The sequence below is a fragment of the Streptococcus sp. HMSC072D07 genome, from assembly GCF_001814835.1.
Lineage (GTDB): Bacteria > Bacillota > Bacilli > Lactobacillales > Streptococcaceae > Streptococcus.
This window is the reverse complement of record NZ_KV818081.1, coordinates 2,567-3,120: the sequence shown is the minus strand read 5'-3', so window position 1 is coordinate 3,120 and position 554 is coordinate 2,567. Positions and strand designations below refer to the sequence as shown.

Genomic DNA, 554 nt, shown 5'->3' with positions numbered 1-554 from the left:
AAGATTCGTCTTTATGACTATAGAACAGAAGATTTAGCCGATAAAGAAGTGGATCTAAACAAAGTAGTCGAAGACTATGACGCCAGTTTTTTTCCGATTGATTTCAGAATCTTCACCTATCGTAATAATCCCAAGAACGTCATCAATATAGAAGTTAAAGACAAACAAGGTACTATGAAAACCTTTGTTTTAAACATTGATAGCGGAAAAGTAGAAGGAGAGTATCAAAAGCGTTCAGATATCTATGAAGCGGGTCCTTACTTTTATTATACGACACTAGATCAGTATGCAAAAGATAAGGGATACTTAGTGGATCACCTCATCAGTATTTCTAGTGATTTTAAAGAGGAGGGCAAGGTTATTGATACCAACATCAACCTCTTTGAGGAATATCCTGAAATTGAGAAAAAAATAACTGAAGAAGGTTGGATTCTTAATCCTCAAGAGGAATACGTGACCCCAGAGGAATGGTTTGACAAAGTGTTACACTGGATGGCGCCTAAGGGAGAAGACAAACTGACTATTTATGGTATAGATACTAAGGGTCAGATTTC

At 36.5% G+C, this 554-nt stretch carries 1 protein-coding gene; it reads left to right on the top strand.

The features are described 5' to 3' along the window. Window positions 1-554, top strand: a 554-nt coding sequence (locus HMPREF2991_RS09200; RefSeq protein WP_070683918.1) for a hypothetical protein, incomplete at both ends; no start/stop codon positions are given.